The sequence below is a fragment of the Variovorax sp. J22G73 genome (assembly GCF_030317035.1).
GTDB lineage: Bacteria > Pseudomonadota > Gammaproteobacteria > Burkholderiales > Burkholderiaceae_C > Variovorax.
The window spans coordinates 826187-842800 of sequence record NZ_JASZYK010000001.1 but is presented as its reverse complement, the minus strand read 5'-3'; the positions used below and the strand labels follow the sequence as shown (position 1 = coordinate 842800).

Below are 16614 nucleotides of genomic sequence, written 5' to 3'. Positions count from 1 at the left end.
TCAAGGATGGGATGCGATCCAGGCGCGGAAGTCGGGGTGCTGGCGCAGGGTTTCGAAGCAGAAGCCCTTGGCCTTCAGGCCCACGATGAGCGGCTCCAGGTTGGCCGGCGCCCATGGGTCCTTGCGTGACCAGATGCCCAGGTGCGCCAGCAGGATGTCGCCGGGGCGGATGCTGCCCAGCGCCTGCGTCAGCAGCTTGGCGTTGCTGAACTTCTCGCTCGGCAGTTCGTCGCCCAGAAAGCCCGCGGGCGACCAGCCGGCGTACTTGTAGCCGCAGCCCTCGGCGGCGGCCAGCAAGGCCGGCGAGGTCTTGCCGCCCGGCGCGCGGTACAGCGGCAGCGGCTTCTTGCCGGTGATGGCGGCCAGCCGGTCGGACGACTTGCGGATGTTGGCGCAGTACTCGGCCGCGCTCCAGGTCGATTCCTTGCCGTCCTGCGGGCCGGCCGAAGGCTTGATGCGGAAGCTGGGCGGCGTGCCCTTGACGTCGGCGCGCCAGTAGGCGTGGTCGTAGGTGTGGGAGCCGAACTCGTTGCCCTCGGCCGCCCTCGCCTTCCACCACGGCGCCCAGTGGTCGTCCAGGCTGTCGCCGTCGGTCTGGGTGCGCTCGGCGGCGGCGAAGAAGGTGACGCGCACGTTCTGCCGCTTGAGCACGTCGGCCACCAGCGGCGCGACGCCCATGTGGCCGGTGTCGAAGGTCAGGTAGACGGGCTTCTCGCAGGTGGCCGCACCTTGCGACACCCCGGCGGCCCCGGCCGCCCAGGCCGCCGGCACCACGCTGCCGGCCAGCAGCGCCAGCGCGGTGGCGGCGCGCTTAGGTGCGCTTGCCATGGTCGAGCGTCCACACGCCGTGCGGCGAACGGCCCACGTTCACCTGGCGCACCACCTTCTGCGCCACCAGGTCGACCACGGTGAGCTTCTTGGCCCAGCGCGAGGTCACGTACAGCGTCTTGCCGTCGGCCGACACGTCCATGCAGTCGGGGCCGCCGGGCACGGCGTAGCTGGCGACCACCTTCAGCGTGCTCAGGTCGATGCGGCTGATGGTGTTGGCCACGCGGTTGCTCACGAACACCGTCTTGCCGTCGCCGGCCGAGCGGAAGGCGTGCGCGCCCTTGCCGGTGGGAATCTTGCCGACCAGCTTGGGCTCGGCGCCGGCCACGTCGAACACCTGCACGCCGTCGCCGCCGGTCAGGCCCACGAGCAGCGTCTTGTCGTTGTGCACGCCGAAGATGTCCGCCGGCATCGGGCCGGTGGCGGTGCGCCACTTGATGGCCTGCGTGGGCAGGTCGACGGCGATCATCTCGTCGCTGTCCTGCATGGTCACGTAGGCGATGGTGCTGGTGTTGTCGATCCAGATGTGGCTGGGCGTCTTGCCGGTGGCGATGCGCTTGGCCAGCTTCAGGTCCTTGCCGTCCCAGCGGTACACGTCCACGTGGTTCAGGCGGTTGCCCGCGGTGACGAACCACTTCATGTCGCGCGAGAACTGCAGCTGGTACGGATCGATGATGCCGTACACCACGCGCTGGACCACCGCCGTGCGGGGGTCGAGGAAGGTCAGCGAGTCGCCCGCCGAATTGGCCACGATGACCGACTTTTCGTCGGGCGTCATGTAGATGTGGTGCGGCTCCTTGCCGGTGGCGATGCGCTGCTTTTCGCTCCAGTCGACCGGGTTGATCACGCTCACGCTGGCGTCCAGCGAATTGAGCACGAAGATCGGCGGGGGTTCGGCCGGTGCGGCGGCGGCTGGCTGGAGCGCCAGGGCCGCGAAGGCAGTCAGGCAGGAGAACAGGAGGGCAGCGGTGCGGCCGGTCGGTCGGGCAGTGAGGCGCAAGGGGAAGTTCCGAGAGAGAGTTGGGAATGTTAACGGTCGAGCATTAAGACTGGCTGACCGCGAGCGCCCTCTTTCCCCCAGGCGCCGCCCCTCAGCCCTTGTCCCTCGGACGTTGGCCCCTCGATCGTTGGCGTTACTGGCCTTCAGACGGCTTGGCAGGCTTCGCCGTCTTGGTCGGCGCGCGCAGCGCAGCGACCTCCTCGGCCGTCAGCCAGCGCCATTGCCCGGGCGCCAGGCCCTCGGGCAGCGCCAGGTCGCCGATGCGCGAGCGGTGCAGACCCTCGACCCGGTTGCCGACCGCGGCCAGCATGCGCTTGACCTGGTGGTACTTGCCCTCGGTCAGCGTGAGCCGCAGGTGCAGCGGGCTGTCCGACTCGCAGGCGGCGGCGCGCACGGGCTTGGGGTCGTCGTCGAGCACCACGCCGGCCAGCAGCCGGGCGATCTGCGTCTCGTCGACCGGGTGCTTGGCCGTCACCTCGTAGACCTTGGGCACGTGGTGCTTGGGCGAGCCCATCTTGTGGATGAACTGGCCGTCGTCGGTCATGAGCAGCAGGCCGGTGGTGTCCTGGTCGAGCCGGCCGATGGCCTGAACGCCCTGCACCGCGCCCTTGTTGGGACGCAGGCGCAGCGGCGACGGCAGCAGCGTGTAGATGCTCGGGTAAGTCGAAGGTTTCTGCGAGCACTCGGTGCCGGCCGGCTTGTGCAGCATCAGGTAGGCCTTCTCGTGGTACGCCCACGGCGTGCCCTGCACGGTGAAGAGCAGGCCTTCGGGGTCGAGGTCGGCAAAGGGGTCGGTCACGGCCTGGCCGTCGATGCTCACGTGGCCTTGCTGTGCAAGGCCCGCGCACACGCGGCGCGTGCCGAAGCCCTGGGTATAGAGGATGTCTTGCAGGTGCATGGGGAATCAAAAAAAGCGGCCGCGGCCACAGGGCCACGACCGCCTTCGAGTGTGCCGCAGGATCAGTAGCCCGCCGCCAGGCCCGTGTTGCGGCGCGGATCGTTGGCGCCGTAGAAGCGGTTGTTGCCCACCGGCTTGCCGCCCAGCGTGGGCGCGCCCACGATGATGGCCGCCAGGTGGTTGGCCGGCTGCGGCACGCCCAGGTTGTGGCCCATGTCGGTCAGGATCTTGCGCGTGTCGGGGCTCAGCGCGAACACCTCGACGTTGGTGACGTCAGGCAGCCATTGCTGGTGGAAGCGCGGCGCATCCACGGCTTCCTGCACGTTCATGCCGTAGTCGACCACGTTCAGGATGGTGTGCAGCACCGCCGTGATGATGCGGCTGCCGCCGGGCGTGCCGACCACGAACACCGGCTTGCCGTCCTTCGACACGATGGTCGGGCTCATCGAGCTCAGCGGGCGCTTGCCGGGGGCGATGGCGTTGGCCTCACCCTGCACCAAGCCGTACATGTTGGGCACGCCGATCTTCGAGGTGAAGTCGTCCATCTCGTTGTTCAGCAGCACGCCGGTCTTGGCGGCCGTGACCTTCGCGCCGAACCAGTCGTTCAGCGTGTAGGTCACCGACACCGCATTGCCCCACTGGTCGGTGATCGAGTAGTGGGTGGTGTTGCTGCCTTCATGCGGCGCCACGCCGGGCTTGATGTCCTTCGACACGCCGGCCTTCTTCGGGTCGATGGCCGCGCGGATCTTCTCGGCGTAGCCCTTGTCGAGCAGGCGGTCGAGCGGGTTCTTTACAAAGTCGGGGTCGCCCAGGTAGCTGTTGCGGTCCACGTAGGCGTGGCGCATGGCCTCGATCTGGTAGTGCACCGACTGCGCCGAGCGGAAGCCCAGGTCCTTCAGCGGGTAGCCCTCAAGAATGTTGAGCATCTCGCAGATGATCACCCCGCCCGAGCTGGGCGGCGGCGCCGACACCACGCGGTAGCCGCGGTAGTCGCACTCCACGGGTGCGAGTTCGCGGGTTTGGTACTGGTCGAGGTCGGCCTGCGTGATGATGCCCTTGCCGGCCTGGCTCGACGCCACGATCGCGTTGCCGACCCAGCCTTTGTAGAAGCCGTCGGGGCCGCTCTTGCTGATGGCGCGCAGCGTCTTGCCGAGGTCTTTCTGCACCAGCTTCTGGCCGACCTGGAAGGGCTCGCCCTTGTTCAGGAAGATGGCGCCGGAGACCGGGTCTTTCTGGAAGTCGGCGGTGGAGGTCCACAGCATGTCGATGTCGCCCTGCTCCAGCGCAAAGCCCTTCTCTGCCAGCTGGATCGACGGGGCGATCAGCGCGGCGCGCTTCATGGTGCCGTACTTCTCGCGCGCGTATTCCATGCCCGAGACCGAGCCGGGCACGCCGACGGCGAGGTGGCCGTTGGTGCTCAGGCCCTTGACGACGTTGCTGTCCTTGTCGAGGTACATGTTGGCCGTGGCGGCCAGCGGCGCCTTCTCGCGGAAGTCGAGGAAGGTCTTGCGGCCGTCGGCCAGCTGCACGGTCATGAAGCCGCCGCCGCCGAGGTTGCCCGCCGCCGGGTACACCACCGCCAGCGCGTAGCCCACGGCCACGGCCGCATCGACGGCGTTGCCGCCGCGCTTGAGCACGTCGACGCCGACCTTGCTGGCCAGGTGCTGCGCGCTCACGACCATGCCGTGCTCGGCCGCAACGGGCGCGACCGATGCGGCGTTGGACGCGCCGGCGGCCGCCAGCGCGAGCACCGCCGTCACTGCGGTGCGCAGCTTGGGGGTCCAGTGGATGTGTTGCATGTGGAAGTCTCCTCTGTAGGTGTGATGGAAGAAGAAAGAGAAAGGGCGCGGGGGCAGCGTCAGGCCGTGAGCAGCGCCTTGCGGCGCAATGCGGCCAACGCCAGTGCGACCTGCTGGCGGGCGAATTCTTTCACCGTCGCCGGGTCGGTGAGCGGCTTGTCGTCCTTCACGAAGCGCAGGCGATCGGCGCGCACCTCGGCTTCGAGGTGCTCGGCGAGCGCATCGTGCGAGCGCGTGCCGTCCAGCAGCGGCAGCAGGCTGCGTTCGAGCGGCGACAACGACACAGGCTCGTGCCACTGGTTGCACACGCCGGCGTTCGCACCCGTGCCCATGGGCAAGGCGGGCGCGCTTCGCATGGCGGCCAGCGCCTGCGGCTGGCTGGAAACCGCGGCGGCCACCAGCACCGGAGAGCGCCGGATGCGCAAGGCACCGAGGATCAGCAGCTCCTCCAGCATGCTCATCACCACGGGCTCGACGGTGGCCGGCGATTGGTCGGTGAGGCGGGAGGCCGCCTCAGTCAGCGCCTGGGGCGACAGCGATGCGGGATAGGCGGCGTTCAACAGGTGCGCCACCGCCTTCTGCACCGGAAGCCGCGGCGTGACCTTCAGCCCGCGCATGGCATTGCAGGGCTGCGCTTGCGCATCGAGCGTGAACGCACCGCCGTCTTCGGGCGCGAACACGCCGGCGAACTCGAGCGCGCCGATGCGCGCGGGGTCCAGCCGGTAGCGCACGCTCGCGGCGCTCGCCTGCTTGACCAGCAGCGTCTGGCGGAAGGTGCGGTTGACCAGGAAGTCGAGGTACTGCTCCATCAGCACCTGGCTGCCGCCGCATTCACGCAGCAGCGGCTCGCGCACCTTGTCGCCGTAGTTCTGCACGAACATGGTCGACGGCTCGGCATCGCACAGGTAGGCCAACCCCTGGGCCTCGGCGCGCGCCACGAATTCCTTGAAGTAGCACGGCGCGTTGCACGGCTCGAGGAACTCGTGCAGCAGGTAGGAGCTGCTGGCGCTGCGCACGATGGGCATCGTTTCTTCGAGCGTCTTCTTGAGCACGCTGTCGGCACGCGCCGATTGCTCCAGGAACTCCAGCATGCCGCGCGCGTACGAGAGTTTTTCTTCGGGTGTGTCGCGCGGGCCGCCGCGCAGGATCATGGCGTCGCGCACGATCTCCCGCGCCTTCCAGCCGGGGTACACGTTGTAGCTCACGTAGGCCACGCCGTTCGGCGCCAGGTTCTGCGAGCAGATGCGCAGGATGGCCTCCTGCACCGGGCCCGGCACCCAGCTGTACACCCCATGGCAGACGATGTAGTCGAACTGGCCAAACGAGGCGTCGATGTCGGCGATGTCGAACGCCTTCAGCTCGATGTTCGACAGGCCCGTGTGGCCGATGGCAGTTACGCCATGCGCGACCTGCACCGGGGACAGGTCGACGCCGAGCGCCTGCGCGCCCGGGTGGCGCGCGGCGAAGGGAATCAGGTTGCCGCCGGCGGCACAGCCCAGCTCGAGCACGCGGGCCTTGGCGGGGTCGGGCGCCTCGAGGCCGAAGAGATACGCCAGCGCTTCCAGATGCTCCATCGCCGTCTGCGGGAACGGGTGCGAGTCGTAGGGCACCTCGTCGTAGTAGCGGGTCAGCGTGGAAGTCAGCGTATTCGGCACGGGTGTCCTTTTTCGGGATCTGGGCAGGCGGGACGCCTTGCTGCAGCAGCAGCGACGAGCGGTTTGCGTGAATGCAATGTGACAGCGCTGGGCGGACTATAGCTTCGCGGCCGGGCAAAAAACACGGGCGCCAAATGCCTCTTGCGCGCGCATAAAAAAAGCCCAGCCGCGAGGGCTGGGCTTGAAAGCCTATCTGCCTGGCAAGCATCAAGGCCCCCGCACAGGTCGACCCGCGGGGGACGGTTTACCCGTCAAGGAGAAATTGGAAACGCCGAGAGCCGCGTTGGGGGCGCTGTCGGCGCTACTGGGCATGACCGGGCGCAGCCAGTCGGCAGCAGCGTCCTCGGGCCACATGGCGCGCAGGCGTTCGTCACGCCACAGCACGCGCGCCATGTCTTCGAGCTCGACCACATCCACGCTGTGCCACTGCTGCTGCAGCCGGTGCGCGCAAGCGGCGATCCAGAGCGTGGCGGGCATGTTTTCGGTGGGCATGGTTTACTGTACATTCATACAGTCTTTTCAGCAAGGATGTTCGACATGTCCGTGACCACAGAAACGCCCGCGCCCATCAATCACGCGCTGAAGGAAGCGCTCGCCTGGATCTCGAAGTTCGCGCATGCGTGGCAGGCCATCGAGCCCGCGCCCCGCAGCCTGAGCATCGACGGCTTCATCATCTGGGGGCCGGTGCTCTACGAGAAGCACAAGCAGGAAGACCCGGTGCAACTGGCACGGCGGATGTTCGGCAACTCGGGCGAGTACTTCAAGTACATCTACCCGGGGCGCGGCCATGGGAGCAACGATGCCCGGTCTTAGAATGGCCCGATGAATTGGCGCACACTGTTTCCGCTTGCCTTGGTCCTCGCAGGCTGCTCGACTCCCCCTAACGAGGTGACCCAGGTGCGTGATGGCGTGTTCCGCGCCATGACCTACGTGCAGGCTTCTGACTACTGCGACGCAAGAAGCAAGACGCCACGTTGGCTCGGCAAGGCACCGGCCGAACAGGGCGTGCTGTTCCAGTGCAACTGATCTGCTGAGATTCGATCTTCGGGAGACTGGCGACGCTTGATGGCGTCGACCTTGGTTTTTCGACCCTGTGAGCTGTCGACCTTGGTGTTCGACTGACGGCGATGCAGGGAGACAAGGCGAGGAAGCATGTACCGCTTAGGTACGCCTCGCGGGCCTCACGTTGAGTAAGACCGGAATATGGTGGAGCTGGGGGGATTTGAACCCCCGTCCGCAAGCCTTCATCGCGCAGTTCTACATGTTTAGTGATCTGATTTAAGTCTCGCTTCCGGAGTCGCGCAGTCACACGCTAAACCGGACGCCAGCACCCTATTTTCTCGCCCCGACCCAAGGTACCCGGATCGGAGCCAGCCCATGTAATTATCTTTGCAGCCGGGAGGTTTCAGATTGCTCTGTCACCCCCTTGCCCAGCCCATCGGCCTGCTGTTGCAAAGCTCACTGGCAATTAAGCAGCGAGTGCGAAACGTTCGTCGTTTGCAGTTAGTTTGTTTGAATCTGTTTTACGAGCGCATTCAGCTCGACATGCCCCGCTGCGATTCCGAACCCACGTCGAAACCAGTGCAGCCCCAAGCGACTCATTTTAGGCGCTATTGAGCAACTTCAAGAGCTCCAGGGGCGAAGAGATTGAAGCATCTGCGTTCCACAGCGCCGAATCGGCCTGCGAACCCATGTAGCCATAGGCGGCGGCAACGGTGCGCATGCCTGCGGCCCGGCCCGCGATGATGTCGCGCTCGTCGTCGCCCACGTAGATGCACGCGTCCGACGGCACACCAAGGCGACGCGCCGCCTCGTGCAACGGCTCGGGATGCGGCTTGGCGAATGGCGTGGTGTCGCCGCTGACCACCGCGCCCGCACTCTCGAAAAGCGGAATGGCGCGCGTCAGCGGATCGGTGAAGCGCATCGACTTGTTGGTCACCACGCCCCAGAGCAAGCCCTGCTGGCGCAACGCCTCGATCAGCGTCTGGACGCCGTCGAACACGTGCGTGTTGAGCAACATGCGGCGCTCATAGGCAACGAAGAATTCCTCGCGCAGCTCGTTGAACTCCGGCGATTCCGGCGTGATGCCGAACGCCACGCCCAACATGCCCCGCGCGCCCGCGCCGGCCATCGGGCGATAGCGCTCCAGCGGATACGACGCAAGACCGCGATCGGTGCGCATCTTGTCCGCGGCAGCGCCCAGGTCGGGCGCGCTGTCGATCAGCGTGCCGTCGAGGTCGAACAGCACCGCCCGGGTCTGGCCGCCCATCATGCTTGCGCTTTCGGCAAAGCCGGCTTTTGCGTGGCAAACATGTAGTTGACGCTGGTGTCGCCGCTGAGCCAGTAGCGCCGCGTCAACGGGTTGTGCTCCAGGCCGCGCGTGTGTCGAAGGTCGAGGCCCGCCGCGCGGCAATATCCGGCCAGTTCGCTGGGCCGGATCAGCTTCGCGTACTCATGGGTGCCGCGCGGCAACATGCCCAACACGTACTCGGCGCCGACGATCGCCAGCATGAAGGCCTTCAGGTTGCGGTTGATGGTGGAAAAGAACACCCATCCGCCCGGCTTGACCAACGTGGCGCAAGCCTGGATGACCGACGCTGGCTGCGGCACGTGCTCGAGCATCTCCATGCAGGTGACCACATCGAAACTGCCCGGCTGCTCCGCGGCGATGGCCTCCGCGCTGATCTCGCGGTACTTCACGCCGCGCGTACCCGCCTCGAGCGCATGCAGTTGCGCAACCTTGAGCGCCTTGCCGGCAAGGTCGATGCCCAGCACATCCGCGCCCTTGCGGGCCATCGAATCGGCGAGGATGCCGCCGCCGCAGCCGATGTCCAGCACGCGTTGCTGCGAAATAGGCGCAATCCCGTCAATCCATTCCAGGCGCAATGGATTGATTTCGTGCAGCGGGCGGAATTCACTCTCCAAATCCCACCAGCGATGCGCCAGCTCTGAAAACTTGGCCAGTTCGGCCGGATCGGCATTCACGTTTTCTGTCATGCAGCGATTATGAAACGAGCAATGCCGGATAAACACCACACGGCTTTGACGAAAGACGGATCGCCAATTCGACGCCCATAAAAAAACCCCGCCGAGGCGGGGTTTTCATTTGATGGAATCAACCGATCAGTTGGCGCGGGTGCCGACCACTTCGATTTCCACACGACGGTTCTTGGCGCGACCTTCCTTGGTCTTGTTGTCAGCCACTGGCTGCGACTTGCCCTTGCCTTCGGTGTAGACGCGGTTGCGTTCGATGCCCTTCGAGACCAGGAAGGCCTTGACGGCTTCGGCACGACGGACCGACAGGCGTTGGTTGTAAGCAACCGAGCCGATCGAGTCGGTGTGACCCACAGCGATGATGACTTCGAGGTTGACGCCACGGATCTTCTCGACCAGGTCGGTCAGCTTGGCGCGACCTTCAGGCTTCAGAACCGACTTGTCGAAGTCGAAGAAGGCGTCGGCAGCGAAGGTAACCTTCGAAGCGGCGACTTGTGCAGCGGGAGCGGGAGGCACCACGCCAGGGGCGGGAGCAACAGCAGCCGGAGCAGCAGGAACCAGAGCGCCGTCGCAACCGGCAGCAGCCGTAGCAGGCGTCCAGTTGGCATCGCGCCAGCACAGTTCGTTCGTGCCGTTCTTCCAAACCAGTTCGCCAGTGCCGTTTTGCCAGTTGTCGATCGTAGGACCGCCGTCCGCAGCGGTGACACGGGTCTGCGCGCCGGCGGCAGTGGCGAGCGCAGCGACTGCAAACATCATCGCCACTTTATTCAGTTTCTTCATGGTTCTCCTCTTGGGGAAAAAGCCGCAGCCGCGCTGCGAATCAAGGACGCTTTAAGTGACCACCACCCAAAACGTTGAGGCGATTGTGCCATAGGGTCTTTGGCAAACAGGCCGCCGGGCACCCCGGAAGCGTAGGACGGAGGCGGAATAGGCGGCTTGTGTTGCGGCGGTGCGACACCCCTCACAGCGTAAAATTTCGCCTTCCTGCCGCCAGCCCCTTGCTCATGACCTCCTTCGCAAAAGAAACCCTGCCCATCAGTCTCGAAGAGGAAATGCGCAGCAGCTATCTCGATTACGCCATGAGCGTGATCGTGGGCCGAGCGCTCCCCGACGCCCGCGACGGTCTCAAGCCGGTGCACCGGCGCGTGCTCTTCGCCATGCACGAACTCAACAACGACTGGAACCGGCCGTACAAGAAGTCGGCCCGTATCGTCGGGGACGTCATCGGCAAGTACCACCCCCACGGCGACCAGTCGGTCTACGACACCATCGTGCGGCTGGCCCAGGACTTCTCGATGCGCCACATGCTCGTGGACGGCCAGGGCAACTTCGGGTCGGTCGACGGAGACAACGCAGCCGCAATGCGTTATACGGAAATTCGGCTGGCCAAAATTGCGCATGAAATGCTGGCCGATATCGACAAGGAAACCGTCGACTTTCAGGACAATTACGACGGCTCCGAAAAAGAGCCAAAAGTGCTGCCCAGCCAGTTGCCGAATTTGCTGGTCAATGGCTCTGGCGGTATTGCGGTGGGCATGGCCACCAATATTCCGCCGCACAACCTGAACGAGGTGGTCGATGCCTGCCTGCATTTGCTGCGCAACCCGCAGGCCACCATCGACGAACTGATGGAAATCGTGCCCGCGCCCGATTTCCCCACCGCCGGCATCATCTACGGCATCAACGGCGTGAAGGACGGCTACCGCACCGGCCGCGGCAAGGTTGTGATGCGCGCCAAGTGCCACTTCGAGGACATCGACCGCGGCCAGCGCCAGGCGATCATCGTCGACGAGCTCCCCTACCAGGTCAACAAGAAGACGCTGCAGGAGCGCATGGCCGAGCTGGTGCATGAGAAGAAGATCGAAGGCATCAGCCACATCCAGGACGAGTCCGACAAGTCGGGCATGCGCCTGGTGATCGAACTCAAGCGCGGCGAAGTGCCTGAAGTGGTGCTGAACAACCTCTACAAGCAGACGCAGCTGCAGGACACCTTCGGCATCAACATGGTGGCGCTGGTCGACGGCCAGCCCAAGCTGTGCAACCTGAAGGACCTGATCGAGGTCTTCCTGCAGCACCGCCGCGAAGTGGTCACGCGCCGCACCGTCTTCACGCTGCGCAAGGCCCGCGAACGCGGCCATGTTCTCGAAGGCCTGGCGGTCGCGCTTGCCAACATCGACGAGTTCATCCGCATCATTCGCGAATCGCCCACGCCGCCGGTCGCCAAGGCCGAGCTGATGACCCGCAGCTGGGACAGCAAGCTGGTGCGCGAGATGCTCACGCGCTCGCGTGCCGACGGCGGCACCATCAATGCCGACGACTACCGCCCCGAGGGGCTGGAGCGCGAATACGGCATGGGCAACGACGGCCTGTACCGCCTGTCTGAAACGCAAGCCCAGGAAATCCTGCAGATGCGCCTGCAGCGCCTCACCGGCCTGGAACAGGACAAGATCGTCGCTGAGTACAAGGACGTGATGGCCGAGATCGACGACCTGCTCGACATCCTGGCCAAGCCCGAGCGCGTGTCGATCATCATCGGCGACGAACTGGGCGCCATCAAGCAGGAGTTCGGCCAGTCGAAGGTCGGCGCACGCCGCAGCATGGTCGAGCACAGCGCGTACGACCTCTCGACCGAAGACCTGATCACCCCGACCGACATGGTCGTCACGCTCTCGCACAGCGGCTACATCAAGAGCCAGCCGCTGGGCGAGTACCGCGCGCAGAAGCGCGGCGGGCGCGGCAAGCAGGCCACGGCGACGAAGGAAGACGACTGGATCGACCAGCTCTTCATCGCGAACACGCACGACTACATCCTGTGCTTCTCCAACCGCGGCCGGCTCTACTGGCTCAAGGTGTGGGAAGTGCCGGCCGGTTCGCGCGGCTCGCGCGGCCGCCCGATCGTGAACATGTTCCCGCTGCAGGAAGGCGAGAAGATCAACGTCGTGCTGGCGCTGACGGGCGAAAAGCGCGTCTTCCCCGCCGACCAGTACGTGTTCATGGCCACCTCGATGGGCACCGTCAAGAAGACGGCGCTCGACGAGTTCAACAACCCGCGCAAGGGCGGCATCATTGCCGTGAACCTCGACGAGGGCGACTACCTGATCGGCGCCGCACTCACCGACGGCAAGCACGACGTGATGCTTTTCAGCGACGGCGGCAAAGCGGTGCGTTTCGACGAGGAAGACGTTCGCCCCCTGGGTCGCGCCGCGCGCGGCGTGCGTGGCATGTCGCTGGACCCCGGACAGGGCGTCATCGCCATGCTGGTGGCCGAGGACGAGCAGCAAAGCGTGCTCACCGCCACGGAAAATGGTTACGGAAAACGAACAAGCATTACGGAATACACCCGCCACGGCCGGGGAACCAAAGGCATGATCGCGATTCAACAGAGTGAGCGCAACGGCAAGGTCGTTGCCGCCACTCTCGTGCATGCGGATGATGAGATCATGCTCATCACCGACAAGGGCGTGCTGGTGCGCACCCGGGTTGCCGAAATTCGCGAATTGGGTCGCGCGACGCAAGGCGTCACGCTGATCGGGCTCGACGAAGGCGCCAAACTCAGCGGGCTACAACGTATCGTCGAAAACGACGCGAACGGCGAGAGCGAGCCTGACGCGGACGATACTTCCTCATCTTCAACGGAGAATCCTCAGTGAAAAAAATCAAACTCGCACTTCTGACGGTCGCCCTGGCTGGCACTTCGATGGCAGCAATGGCCCAGGACAAGGCCACGCTCATCAAGCAGTTCATCGACATCCAGCGTCCCGGCATCGAATCGCTGGCACGCGGCCTGGTCGAGCAGTCGAGCGCCCCGATCGCACAAGCGGGTTCGCAGTACCTGCAGACGCAAGTGCCTGAAGCCAAGCGCGAGTCGGCTGCCAAGGCCGCCGATGCCGAGCTGAAGAAGTACTTCGACGACGCCTACCCCATCGTTCGCGACAAGGCCGTGCAACTGGCCCCTGGCGCGCTGACCCCGCTGCTCGAGCAGAACTTCAGCGAAGACGAACTGAAGCAACTGCTGGCCTGGATCAACTCGCCCCTGAGCAAGAAGTACCAGGACCTGAACCCGAAGATGCAGACCGCGCTGACGGAAAAGCTGGTCGCCGACACGCGCGGCACCATCGAACCCAAGATGCGCGCGCTCGACGAGAACGTCGCCAAGGCCCTGGGTGCTCCCACCGAAGGCGCCGCCCAAGGTTCCGCCAAGGCTCCCGCCAAGGCACCAGCCAAGAAGTAAAGCAACGTGACCCAGCAGCAGACGCCGGCCGGCAAGCGCCCCTACAACTTCTCGGCCGGTCCGGCTGCCATGCCGGAGGCGGTGCTGCAACGCGCCGCCGCTGAAATGCTCGACTGGCAGGGCAGCGGCATGAGCGTGATGGAGATGAGCCATCGCGGCAAGGAATTCGGTGCCATCTGCACCCAGGCCGAAGCCGACATCCGCACGCTGCTGGCCATCCCCTCCAATTTCCACATCCTGTTCATGCAGGGTGGCGGCCTTGGCGAAAACGCCATCGTCCCGCTGAACCTGTCGCGCGGCAAGACTGCCGACTTCGTCATCACCGGCAGCTGGAGCATCAAGTCCCACAAGGAAGCGCAGCGCTATTGCAATGCGCGCGTGATCGCCAGCAACGCGGACGACCAGCACACGAAGCTGCCCGACCCGGCAACCTGGCAGCTCGGCAAGGATGCCTCGTACGTGCACGTGTGCTCCAACGAGACCATCAACGGCATCGAGTTCCAGCAACTGCCCGACCTGGCGGCGCTCGGCAGCAATGCCCCGCTGGTTATCGATTTCTCGTCGCACGTGGCCTCGCGCAGCGTCGACTGGTCGCGCGTGGGCCTTGCCTTCGGTGGTGCCCAGAAGAACCTCGGCCCCGCCGGCCTGACCATCGTGGTCGTGCGCGACGACCTGCTCGGCCATGCGCTCGAGATCTGCCCGAGCGCGTTCAACTACAAGACGGTGGCCGACAACACCTCCATGTACAACACCCCGCCGACCTGGGGCATCTACATGGCAGGACTCACGTTCCAGTGGCTGCTGGCGCAGAAGGAAGGCGAGCTGACCGGCGTGGCTGCCATGGAGCAACGCAACATCGCCAAGGCGAAGCTGCTGTACGACTTCATCGACGGTTCCGACTTCTACGCCAACCGCATCGACGCCAGCTGCCGCTCGCGCATGAACGTGCCGTTCTTCCTGGCCGACGAAAGCCGCAACGAGGCGTTCCTGGCCGGCGCCCGCAAGGCAGAGCTGCTGCAGCTCAAGGGCCACAAGTCGGTCGGCGGCATGCGGGCGAGCATTTACAACGCCATGCCGCTGGCAGGGGTGCAAGCGCTGGTGACCTACATGCGAGAATTCGAGCGATCGCACGCCTAGTTGCGTGCCCCGCTCAGTTGCTCGCACAGATGACCGATTCCGCACCCACACCACCCACCACGCCCGGCGCTCCCGCCGACCAATCCGAAAGCCTGTCCGATCTGCGCGTGCAGATCGACTCGCTCGACCAGCGACTGCTGAGCCTGCTCAACGAGCGCGCGCATGTGGCCGAACTGGTCGGCGAGGTCAAGAAGCGTGAAGGCACGCCCTTCTTCCGCCCCGACCGCGTGGCGCAGGTCATCGACAAGATGCAGAAGACAAATGGCGGTCCGCTCAAGGACCTCCATGTCGCGGCCATCTGGCGCGAAATCATGTCGGCCTGCCTGGCCCTCGAATCGCCACAGCGCGTGGCCGTGCTGGGCCCCGAAGGCACCTTCTGCGAACAGGCCGCCATCGAGTACTTCGGCGGCGCGGCCGACCTGATCTACTGCGCCAGCTTCGACGAGGTGTTCCACGCCACTGCCGCGGGCAGCGCCCAGTACGGCGTGGTCGGCGTCGAGAACTCCACCGAAGGCGTGGTCACCCGCTCGCTCGACCTGTTCCTGCACTCGCCCACGCACGTGGTCGGCGAAGTCAGCCTGCTGGTGCGCCACCACTTGTTGCGCAGCAGCAATTCGCTCGAGGGCGTCGAGGCCGTGCTGGCCCATCCGCAGGCACTGGCGCAGTGCCAGACCTGGCTGTCCAAGCACCTGCCCAACGCCGAACGGCGCGCCGTGTCGAGCAACGCCGAAGGCGCCCGCCTCGCGGCCACCAACCCGGCCTGGGCCGCGCTGGCCGGCGAACGCGCCGCCACCCGCTTCGGCCTGCACATCGTGGCGCACGCCATCCAGGACGACTCCTACAACCGCACCCGATTCGCGATCATCTGCCTGCCGCAGACGCTGGCCATGCCGCCGGTGTCGGGCCGCGACTGCACGAGCCTGATCGTCTCGGTGCCGAACCGCCCGGGCGCGGTGCACGACCTGCTGGTTCCCCTGAAGGCCAACAACGTGTCGATGACGCGCTTCGAGTCGCGACCCGCGCGCACCGGCCAGTGGGAGTACTACTTCTACATCGACCTCGACGGCCACCCCTCGCAGCCCAACGTGGCCGCGGCGCTGGCCGAGCTGCGCGGCCTGTGCGCGTTCTACAAGGTGCTCGGCGCCTACCCCGTGAAGGCCTGAGCGGGGCAGACAGACAGCATGTTCGAACAACTGGGACTGATCGGCTGCGGCCTGATGGGCGGCTCCTTCGCGCTGGCGCTGAAGCGCGCGAGGCTGGTGAAACGCGTGGTCGGCTACAGCAAGTCGCCCTCCACCACCGAGCGGGCGCGCCAGCTCGGCGTGATCGACGTGGCCGCGCCTTCCGCGCTGCTGGCGGTGTCGGGCGCCGACATCGTGCTGCTGGCCGTGCCGGTGGCGGCGTCGGAAGCCACCTTCAAGGCCATTCGCCACGGCATTTCGAGCGACACGCTGGTAATGGACGTGGGCTCGACCAAGGGCGACGTGATCGAGGCGGCGCGCAACGGCCTGCAGAAGCAGTTCTCGAGCTTCGTGCCGGCGCACCCCATCGCGGGCAAGGAGCTCTCGGGCATCGAGCACGCCGAGGCGTCGTTGTTCACCGGCCGCCAGGTCGTGCTGACACCGGTCAAGGCCACGCTGCGCTCCAACGTGCAGCGCGCCTCGCAGGTGTGGAGCGGCATCGGCGCCCATGTGCTCACGATGACGCACGAGGAGCACGACGGCGCCTTCGCCGCAGTGAGCCACCTGCCGCACCTGCTGGCCTTCGCGTACATCAACGGCCTCACCGCGCAGCCGCAGGGCGAGCGCTTCCTGAGCCTGGGTGGCCCCGGCTTTCGCGACTTCTCGCGCATTGCCGCGAGCGACCCCGTCATGTGGCGCGACGTGCTCATGGCCAACCGCGAACAGGTGCTCGAGCAGTCGCGCGCCTTTCGCAAGGCGCTGGACGACTTCGAGGCACTGATGGCCGCGGGCGACCTGCAGGCCATCGAGCAATCGATCGCCGCCGCCAGCAAGGCCCGCGCGGCCTGGAAACCGGCCACCGACACCTCGTCGCAGCAACAGGACAGCTGA

General features: G+C 65.8%; 16 protein-coding genes and 1 other RNA gene. 7 read left to right on the top strand and 10 right to left on the bottom strand.

The annotated features are described in order from the left end of the window. The 6 genes from QTI51_RS03820 to QTI51_RS03795 form a co-directional block, all read right to left on the bottom strand. Positions 1–828 carry a polysaccharide deacetylase family protein gene (locus QTI51_RS03820; protein WP_116908086.1) on the bottom strand — a complete coding sequence of 276 codons (828 nt, stop codon included), beginning with the start codon at positions 826–828 and terminating at the stop codon, positions 1–3. After that, the gene (locus tag QTI51_RS03815; RefSeq protein ID WP_116908087.1) at positions 812–1828 is read right to left on the bottom strand and encodes a YncE family protein; all 1017 of its coding nucleotides are present in this window, start codon (positions 1826–1828) and stop codon (positions 812–814) included. Before QTI51_RS03815 ends, QTI51_RS03820 begins: the two co-directional genes overlap by 17 nt. Positions 1829–1961: 133 nt before the next feature. Then, on the bottom strand, positions 1962–2726 hold the full coding sequence (locus tag QTI51_RS03810) for a pseudouridine synthase (RefSeq protein WP_116908088.1): 765 nt from the start codon (positions 2724–2726) through the stop codon (positions 1962–1964). 62 nt (positions 2727–2788) lie between these two features. Continuing rightward, positions 2789–4525: a gamma-glutamyltransferase gene (ggt, locus tag QTI51_RS03805; RefSeq protein WP_116908089.1), complete on the bottom strand. Its 1737-nt coding sequence runs from the start codon at positions 4523–4525 to the stop codon at positions 2789–2791. Positions 4526–4584: 59 nt separating this feature from the next. Next, a complete protein-coding gene (locus QTI51_RS03800; protein ID WP_116908090.1) occupies positions 4585–6180 on the bottom strand; it encodes a class I SAM-dependent methyltransferase in 1596 nt (531 codons plus the stop codon). A 207-nt stretch (positions 6181–6387) separates the two neighbouring features. After that, positions 6388–6672: a hypothetical protein gene (locus QTI51_RS03795; RefSeq protein WP_116908091.1), complete on the bottom strand. Its 285-nt coding sequence runs from the start codon at positions 6670–6672 to the stop codon at positions 6388–6390. Positions 6673–6717: 45 nt separating this feature from the next. On the opposite strand from QTI51_RS03795, the gene QTI51_RS03790 reads away from it, so the two are divergent. Together QTI51_RS03790 and QTI51_RS03785 are read left to right on the top strand one after the other, a co-directional pair. Further along, complete coding sequence (locus QTI51_RS03790) at positions 6718–6993, top strand: hypothetical protein (protein ID WP_116908540.1); 276 nt, start codon at positions 6718–6720, stop codon at positions 6991–6993. Positions 6994–7002: 9 nt separating this feature from the next. Beyond that, entirely contained in the window at positions 7003–7206 is a 204-nt protein-coding gene (locus tag QTI51_RS03785) for a hypothetical protein (RefSeq protein ID WP_116908092.1), read from the top strand. Positions 7207–7384: 178 nt separating this feature from the next. On the opposite strand, the gene ssrA is transcribed toward QTI51_RS03785, so the two are convergent. The 4 genes from ssrA to ompA form a co-directional block, all read right to left on the bottom strand. Then, positions 7385–7771: a transfer-messenger RNA gene (gene ssrA / locus QTI51_RS03780) on the bottom strand. A 12-nt stretch (positions 7772–7783) separates the two neighbouring features. Beyond that, positions 7784–8449, bottom strand: coding sequence for an HAD-IA family hydrolase (locus QTI51_RS03775; RefSeq protein WP_116908541.1), 666 nt, complete (start codon positions 8447–8449; stop codon positions 7784–7786). Then, complete coding sequence (gene ubiG, locus QTI51_RS03770) at positions 8449–9177, bottom strand: bifunctional 2-polyprenyl-6-hydroxyphenol methylase/3-demethylubiquinol 3-O-methyltransferase UbiG (RefSeq protein WP_116908093.1); 729 nt, start codon at positions 9175–9177, stop codon at positions 8449–8451. Before ubiG ends, QTI51_RS03775 begins: the two co-directional genes overlap by 1 nt. Positions 9178–9303: 126 nt before the next feature. Then, complete coding sequence (gene ompA, locus QTI51_RS03765; RefSeq protein ID WP_116908094.1) at positions 9304–9954, bottom strand: outer membrane protein OmpA; 651 nt, start codon at positions 9952–9954, stop codon at positions 9304–9306. 224 nt (positions 9955–10178) lie between these two features. Here ompA and gyrA point away from each other — a divergent pair, with 224 nt between their 5' ends. The 5 genes from gyrA to QTI51_RS03740 all read left to right on the top strand — a co-directional run bounded on the left by gyrA (position 10179) and on the right by QTI51_RS03740 (position 16614). Then, positions 10179–12824 (top strand): DNA gyrase subunit A, encoded by a 2646-nt coding sequence (gene gyrA, locus QTI51_RS03760; RefSeq protein ID WP_286513720.1) that lies wholly within the window; start codon positions 10179–10181, stop codon positions 12822–12824. Positions 12825–12871: 47 nt separating this feature from the next. Next, on the top strand, positions 12872–13405 hold the full coding sequence (locus QTI51_RS03755; protein ID WP_286512813.1) for a DUF2059 domain-containing protein: 534 nt from the start codon (positions 12872–12874) through the stop codon (positions 13403–13405). Between the two features lie 69 nt (positions 13406–13474). Continuing rightward, positions 13475–14542 carry a 3-phosphoserine/phosphohydroxythreonine transaminase gene (serC, locus tag QTI51_RS03750; RefSeq protein WP_286513724.1) on the top strand — a complete coding sequence of 356 codons (1068 nt, stop codon included), beginning with the start codon at positions 13475–13477 and terminating at the stop codon, positions 14540–14542. 29 nt (positions 14543–14571) lie between these two features. Next, positions 14572–15705 (top strand): prephenate dehydratase, encoded by a 1134-nt coding sequence (pheA, locus tag QTI51_RS03745; RefSeq protein WP_116908542.1) that lies wholly within the window; start codon positions 14572–14574, stop codon positions 15703–15705. A gap of 18 nt (positions 15706–15723) precedes the next feature. Next, a complete protein-coding gene (locus QTI51_RS03740) occupies positions 15724–16614 on the top strand; it encodes a prephenate dehydrogenase (protein WP_116908098.1) in 891 nt (296 codons plus the stop codon).

Excerpts from the sequence above, each read along its gene's own strand:
- QTI51_RS03820 (WP_116908086.1), bottom strand. The coding sequence starts at position 828 with ATGGCAAGCGCACCTAAGCGCGCCGCCACCGCGCTGGCGCTGCTGGCC.
- QTI51_RS03810 (WP_116908088.1), bottom strand. The coding sequence starts at position 2,726 with ATGCACCTGCAAGACATCCTCTATACCCAGGGCTTCGGCACGCGCCGC.
- ggt (WP_116908089.1), bottom strand. The coding sequence starts at position 4,525 with ATGCAACACATCCACTGGACCCCCAAGCTGCGCACCGCAGTGACGGCG.
- QTI51_RS03795 (WP_116908091.1), bottom strand. The coding sequence starts at position 6,672 with ATGCCCACCGAAAACATGCCCGCCACGCTCTGGATCGCCGCTTGCGCG.
- QTI51_RS03790 (WP_116908540.1), top strand. The coding sequence starts at position 6,718 with ATGTCCGTGACCACAGAAACGCCCGCGCCCATCAATCACGCGCTGAAG.
- QTI51_RS03785 (WP_116908092.1), top strand. The coding sequence starts at position 7,003 with ATGAATTGGCGCACACTGTTTCCGCTTGCCTTGGTCCTCGCAGGCTGC.
- QTI51_RS03775 (WP_116908541.1), bottom strand. The coding sequence starts at position 8,449 with ATGGGCGGCCAGACCCGGGCGGTGCTGTTCGACCTCGACGGCACGCTG.
- ubiG (WP_116908093.1), bottom strand. The coding sequence starts at position 9,177 with ATGACAGAAAACGTGAATGCCGATCCGGCCGAACTGGCCAAGTTTTCA.
- ompA (WP_116908094.1), bottom strand. The coding sequence starts at position 9,954 with ATGAAGAAACTGAATAAAGTGGCGATGATGTTTGCAGTCGCTGCGCTC.
- gyrA (WP_286513720.1), top strand. The coding sequence starts at position 10,179 with ATGACCTCCTTCGCAAAAGAAACCCTGCCCATCAGTCTCGAAGAGGAA.
- QTI51_RS03755 (WP_286512813.1), top strand. The coding sequence starts at position 12,872 with ATGGCAGCAATGGCCCAGGACAAGGCCACGCTCATCAAGCAGTTCATC.
- serC (WP_286513724.1), top strand. The coding sequence starts at position 13,475 with ATGCCGGAGGCGGTGCTGCAACGCGCCGCCGCTGAAATGCTCGACTGG.
- pheA (WP_116908542.1), top strand. The coding sequence starts at position 14,572 with ATGACCGATTCCGCACCCACACCACCCACCACGCCCGGCGCTCCCGCC.
- QTI51_RS03740 (WP_116908098.1), top strand. The coding sequence starts at position 15,724 with ATGTTCGAACAACTGGGACTGATCGGCTGCGGCCTGATGGGCGGCTCC.